The sequence below is a fragment of the Streptomyces sp. YS-3 genome, assembly GCF_045257485.1.
Lineage (GTDB): Bacteria > Actinomycetota > Actinomycetes > Streptomycetales > Streptomycetaceae > Streptomyces.
This window is the reverse complement of the sequence record NZ_JBJHPC010000004.1, coordinates 47583-53582: the sequence shown is the minus strand read 5'-3', so window position 1 is coordinate 53582 and position 6000 is coordinate 47583. Positions and strand designations below refer to the sequence as shown.

The 6000-nt window shown below is 67.5% G+C and carries 5 protein-coding genes; 3 read left to right on the top strand and 2 right to left on the bottom strand.

The window, feature by feature from the left end:
• The coding region (locus tag ACJA3G_RS00980; protein ID WP_406550904.1) for a MarR family winged helix-turn-helix transcriptional regulator at positions 1-480 on the bottom strand (480 nt) is incomplete at its 3' end.
• A 108-nt stretch (positions 481-588) separates the two neighbouring features.
• Here ACJA3G_RS00980 and ACJA3G_RS00975 point away from each other — a divergent pair.
• Positions 589-1026, top strand: coding sequence for a MarR family winged helix-turn-helix transcriptional regulator (locus tag ACJA3G_RS00975; RefSeq protein ID WP_406550903.1), 438 nt, complete (start codon positions 589-591; stop codon positions 1024-1026).
• A gap of 877 nt (positions 1027-1903) precedes the next feature.
• On the top strand, positions 1904-3619 hold the full coding sequence (locus tag ACJA3G_RS00970; protein WP_406550902.1) for an RICIN domain-containing protein: 1716 nt from the start codon (positions 1904-1906) through the stop codon (positions 3617-3619).
• On the opposite strand, the gene ACJA3G_RS00965 is transcribed toward ACJA3G_RS00970, so the two are convergent.
• Entirely contained in the window at positions 3616-4101 is a 486-nt protein-coding gene (locus tag ACJA3G_RS00965; RefSeq protein WP_406550905.1) for a gas vesicle protein K, read from the bottom strand. The two genes, ACJA3G_RS00970 and ACJA3G_RS00965, sit on opposite strands and share 4 nt — an antisense overlap.
• 344 nt (positions 4102-4445) lie before the next feature.
• On the opposite strand from ACJA3G_RS00965, the gene ACJA3G_RS00960 reads away from it, so the two are divergent.
• Entirely contained in the window at positions 4446-5366 is a 921-nt protein-coding gene (locus ACJA3G_RS00960; protein WP_406550901.1) for a hypothetical protein, read from the top strand.
• Positions 5367-6000: the final 634 nt, after the last annotated feature.

The following is a 6000-nucleotide window of genomic DNA, read 5'->3' as shown; positions in this document are numbered from 1 at the left end:
TGCCTGCTGGGTGTGATGGTCCAGGAGTCGGGTGAGCAGGTGCACGAGCTGGGTGCGTTCGGCGGGGGTCAGCGGGGCGAGCAGTTCGTCGTGGAGGGCGTCCAGGACCTTGTCCAGGTGGCGGAGGTGCCGGAGGCCCTGGGGGGTGATGGTGATGACGTTGCGTCGGCGGTCGTCGGGATCTGGCGCTCGTTCGATGAGGCCGCGCTCGGCCAGTTCGTTGAGGACGCCGACCATGTCGCTGCGGTAGATGCCGGTGCGCCGGCTCAGTGTCGCCTGGCTGCCGGGGCCGTGCTCGTGCAGCGAGGCGAGCACGGCGTAGTGCCATTTGCGGGCGTCGGCCTGGGCCAGCCCGTCGCTGATCAGCCGGTCCGACTGCGCGGACATCTGTGCCAGCAGTCGGCTGGCCCGTGTGCGCAGTCTGTCCGGCGTCCGCCGCTCGGGGTCTGGGATGTCCATCGGTTCGGTCCTGCTGGTCATGACGATGATCCTACCGGTTGTGTTAGTCGGACTAACGATGTAAGTTCGTTCAAGTCATAAACGTTCGGTGAATAAACGTTATGTCAGTGAACGAATTGAGGCCAGATCATGACCAGCACCCAGCCCTTCGGCACCGCACTCGTCGGCCAGACCGAGAAGGCCCTCAACGCCATCTTGGAGCGCCAACTCGCCGGGACCGGCATCACCGAGCCCCAGTGGGCGACCCTGACACTGACCATCGTCAGCGGCGGGAACGTCGACCGCGCCGAACTCATCGCCAAGGTCAGCGGTGCCACGCAGTTCAGCGAGGAGGCGGTGACCGAGCGCATCACCGAGCTGACCACCGCGGGGTTCCTGACCGACGGCGGCGAGGGCCGTGTCCAAGCCACCGACGAGGGCCGAGCACGGTGGTCCGAGGTCCGCACCGCACTCGGCCCGATCATCCAGGGGCTGTGGGGCGACCTGCCCCAAGAGGACCTGGCTGTCGTCGGCCGCGTCCTCGCAACCGTCCTGGAACGCGCCAACGCGGTCCTGACCGGCGCCTGAACCCCTCACCCCAGCCCAGACACCTGTCGGGGTTCCACCGCCCTGGGGCCGTGCACGCACCTCCCGTCGCAGGTCAGTGGAACTGAGCAGTCGTCACGCTTCTGATCCGCGGATGCGCACGTTGGCTGAGTGGGCTGCCGACCGGCTGGCTCACTGAATCTGCGCAGGAAATAATGCTGCCCATCAACTGACCTGCGGCGCTCCCAGCCTCGGGCCTGGCTGCGCAGTTTGGCTGAGCACTGCGCAGCGGCGGGGAAGCCGTTCCGGCTTCTCTCACGGTCGTCCACGACTCCGGCGCCCCCGTGGCGGTTGATGCGGCGGGCCCTGCGGTGAAGGCAAGGTCCATGAGCGTCGATCTCGGCGAGGACTTGCACCTGGCCGACAACAGCAACCACCGCGTGCACTGACTCGCGCGTGACCCGCACCGGCACGAGCTGGCCCCAAGCCCGTGCGGGGGCGGAGTCCTGTACAGGGTGAGGCCCAGTCACCGCCTGGCAGGTCAGGGGCGGAGCCACAGCCAGATCGCGGAGACGGCACGGTGCCATGCACGCCGTGGGTCCGCTCGTCGTAACCCCGCCCCTCCTGACGGGAACGTCACCGAATATCAGTCTCGCGGAATAGCGTTCTGTGTCCAGCGACGAATCAGTCGGGAGGAAGGGACTGCAAGTCAGGCGTACATGACCACTATCGCCGCCGTCACGCGGTGGGAGCTCTACTGAGTCCCGCCGTCGCCCTTGCTGTCCCCGCCCCCTCGACGGGCCGGGCCACAGCGGAAACCGTGCACTCGCCGCGTCCTGGGCTGCGCGGGCTCACAGTCCGCGTGGAGACTATGTGAAACAAATGATCATGGCGCGCAGCCAGCGGTTAACCTCGCCGAATGAAACTTTTGTTCGGGCGAAGAAGCCGCCTCGCCCAGCTGACACTCTGGGCGACCGTAGCCGCCTCCTTCCTGCTCCCCGTCCAGAGTGCCCAGGCCGCCTCCGGCCTGGACCCGTTCGCCGCGAACTTCACCCTCACGCGCGTGGACGGGGACAAGACCAGCCTCATCGACTCGGCCGAGACCTCCGGCGTCACCAAGGCGTCCGTCACCGACGTCCTGGGCACCCGCACGGGACGCCCGGGCCTCTGCCACGCCACCGGCCTCAACGCCGCCCTCAAGCCCGACGGCTACTGCTGGGACGACGAGGACGACCGGTCCAACTACGCCGATGGTGCCGGCGGTTGGATGCCGCAGGGCTTCGCGGGCTCGCATGCCGCCACCCCTGACGGGCTCTACCAGGGGCGTTCCCTGACCGCCACCTCCTGGTACCACGGCACGTATGTCAGCGGCCGCACTCCGTCGACCATCGAGGACTATGCGAGGGTCTCGATCGCGGAGTCGGCCGGCGGCCAGGTCAAGTACGGCCACATCGCCCTTGTGGAACCGATGAGCGGCAACTTCAAGTCGCTCCAGTACCCCTCGCACTCGGACGGCGTCGCCTGGTACGGCAACCGGCTGTTCGTCGCCAACGGCGCGGAACTGCAGGTCTTCGATCTGACGCGTATGTGGCGCATGACCGACACCACGAGCGCCTCCACCGGTCTGGCCGCGGGCAAGACTTCCGCCCGCTACCACCTCTGGGCCATGCCGCTCGTCGCGCGTTACAGCACCGTCAGCACCGCCCAGGTCGACAAGCTCTCCACGGCGTACGTCAACAACAGCCCCCGCGCCTGCGGCCCGTCCGTCGGAAGCGAGCTGTGCCTGAGCAGCCTGAGCATCGACAGTTCCGGTGCGACTCCGGTCCTGGTCTCGGCGGAGAACCGGAACGGCGCGGGTGCGCGCATCGTCCGCTGGCCCCTGTCGGCCCTCGGAACGGGTCTGCCCACCACCGTTGCCTCGGAGACCACGGGCTACACCTCTCCCGTGTGGGGAATCCAGGGCACGGCCACCGACGGCACCACCTACTACATGAGCGGCACCTGCCCGAGGTACTGGCCGGGCGGCACCGACCTCTACTCCTGCATCCACGCGGCCAAGCCCGGTGAGGCGCCGCACGTCCTCACCCAGGCACCACAGCTGACCCAGGGCCTGTCATGGGACCCCCATGCCAAGCGGATCTGGGGCGCCAACGAGGCACTGGTGGACTCCAGCGGACCGCGCCGGGTCGTCTTCAACGTCGACCCTGAAGCCGGTAAGCCCGTCGACGGCTGGAGCTGGCTCACCAACTTCCACCAGGCGGGATCCGTCTGCGCGACCCCCCAGGGCAACGCCACCGCCAACGGCACCCCCATCACCGTGTGGAGCTGCACGGGCTCGGACAGCCAGCGATGGAAGTACGAGAACGGCCTGATCGTCCACAAGGCGAGCGGCAAGTGCATCACGCCCGAGGCCAACGGAGCCAACACCAACGGCGCGCTGCTGACCCTGTGGACCTGCAACCCCGCCAGCGACGTCCAGAGGTTCTCCCCGGCCGCGGACGGCGTCGCCGTCAACGCCTACGGCAAGGCCATCACACCCAAGGGCAACTCCCTGGGCAACGGCGTGTGGCTGACCCTGTGGACCCAGGGCAGCCCCACGCCCGACGTCCAGGACTGGGTGGTCAAGGGCTTCTAGCCCCGCCTCGTGCGGCTCCCGTTTCGAGATGTCACCGGCGCGGACACGGACCCCCACACGAGCGCGGTAGTACGGCACGAGTGAGGCGTCCCGCGAGTGCGGGGCGCCTCACTCCTCGCGCGGAGCAGGGTACCGAGCTGGCCGAGGCCGAGATTGAGGTCTTCCTCCGCGTAGCCGTGCTCGGTGCACAGGGCAGCGAGGCTGTCGTGGAGGGCGAGCAGGTGGCTCCCAGCTCTTCTTCCTGGTCGTCGGTTGCCGACGTCCACCCGGCGCAAAGTCTGGCGTTCGATGAGCTGGCGCAGGAGCTCGACGAGGGTGAGGACGAGTTTGAGCAGGTCCTCCCCGACAGTGTCGGGGTCAGTGTGGATGCGGTGGGCGAGAGCGGCCTGCCTGTCCCGGTGGCTCCTGCGGAGGTCCCCCGCACGTCCGCCTGCCGCGCAGCCGGGCAACGCGGAGGGCCCGGCCAGGGAGCCGACGGACACGATGAGGGGCAGGACGATGTTGCCCGCGACGACCACTCACTCCCCCGCTGAGCAGCCGACCGAGGAGATCGACGAGGGCCACCTGGCGGCCGGGCAGCGGCTCGCGGGCTCAGCAGCTGTCACGGCCCCACTCCCCGGAGTCGGCCGTCTCCGCCTCCTGGTCGGGTGTCAGGCGAAGGAGCACGTCACCCAGGGCCCGGCGTCTGCCATGAAGGGGCGCAGCTGAGGTATTCCGCATTTCCGATTCCGACCGTGCCGCTTGGCAGACGGTAGGCGCGGGTGGCGGAGGGTCCTGAGAGGTCTGATAGAACGGCCAGTTCCATGGGAGAAAGGCCGCCTGCTAGATGTTGCGACTCATACGCGTCAGTGCCCCGACGAACCCCAACAGACGGGCTGCCGTTGGCCTCGTCATTTCCATCGTTGGCCTCCTTGGGTTCAACGTGACCTTCCTGGGGAGTAGCTGGGGGCCACTGGCCCTGTTTCCGGCAGGCGCCGCCTTCATCTACGGCTCCTGGCTCATCAACCCCTGGTACCAAGCAAGCCGTGACACGACCAAGTTGCGAATCACAGGGCTGCCCTTGGCCGTCTACGCGGTATGGGTCGGTGGGCTCCTTCTCTGCGCAGCCCTCACGATCACAACAAGCGGAGGTGCCTCAGCCATCCTGCTGGTCGGGCTGTGGGCTGTTCATTCGGTCTACGCCACCACCTTCGAGCCGATGGAGTTCGCGCTCCTGCGCACGAGACGACGGCTGGGCCGCGGGGTGCACCTTCGGATACTCACGCTCTGGTGCGGGCTGGCGGGCGTCCTGCGCCTGGTATGGGCACTGGCATTCATCGACGACGGCAGATACAGGGTGTTCCTGGCGGGGGCGTCGTTGACTCTCATACTCGGTGGAGTGGCGGCGTCCCTCAAGGTGCAAGCACGGTTCCGAAAAGTATGCACTGGGTTGCACCGCAACGTTCAGCGCTTGCTGCGGGGGCTTGAAGAGCTGGGGGAAGCGGACACGGATACCGAACGGCGGAAGGCCCAGCAGGCCGCGAGACGGACATGGGACGAGTTGGAGGAGTACCTACTTGCCCGAGCCGACACGGGGATCAGCCCGCTCGGTGTATGTGTACTGCCCGAACCGGCAGTCGTGGACCTCAGAACACGGGTAATGGCATCGCTGGACGCTGCCCAGGCGGACGCGGAGCACAAAAAGGTCGTGGACGATCTACTGATACTGCGCGACGCCTGCAGCGGCCGGATCGACCCTGCAGTGTGAGCAGGCATGGCGATCCCGTCCAGCGAGGGTTTGCCGGGCGGATCTTGCAGGCCGTGCCGGCACAAGCCCAGGCGGCAGAAGCACCCGCCGACCACACCGTGCTCAGCATCCCCTTGTGGGGGCCCGAAGACGACGAATGCGACGAGGGGCAGGGCTGACTACCGCTCGCCACAGTGCCCAGGGTCCTACGGAACGCCCCACGGGACGAGGACGCGGGGAAGCCGATACCGCCGTCGACCACGCGTACACAACGTGACGATCTCCCTCCGGTTTCATGGCCGGCGCGAACCAGTGACTGGGCACCCCGTTCAGCGACGGCGTCGGCCGGGGGGTGAGGGCCTGCACAGCTGGTTTGTCTCCGCGACGGAGGGCGGCGGTAAGTGCGGCCATCCCCATCGGCATCCCACGCTGTGGCCGAGGCCGTCAGCACCACCCGCCCCCTGTACCTCCAGGTTCCCACCAGAAGCATCAACACCGGGATGCAACATCTGAACTGCCGCACAAGTAGCATCCCGTCACATCGTTGAGCATTTGAGGCCTCAAGTAACCGGTAGGAGGATCTCTCAGTTGTGAAGAATGCAGCCGCCCACACTTCAGGAGTGGCCGAAAGTTCACCCTGGCCCATGCACTAACA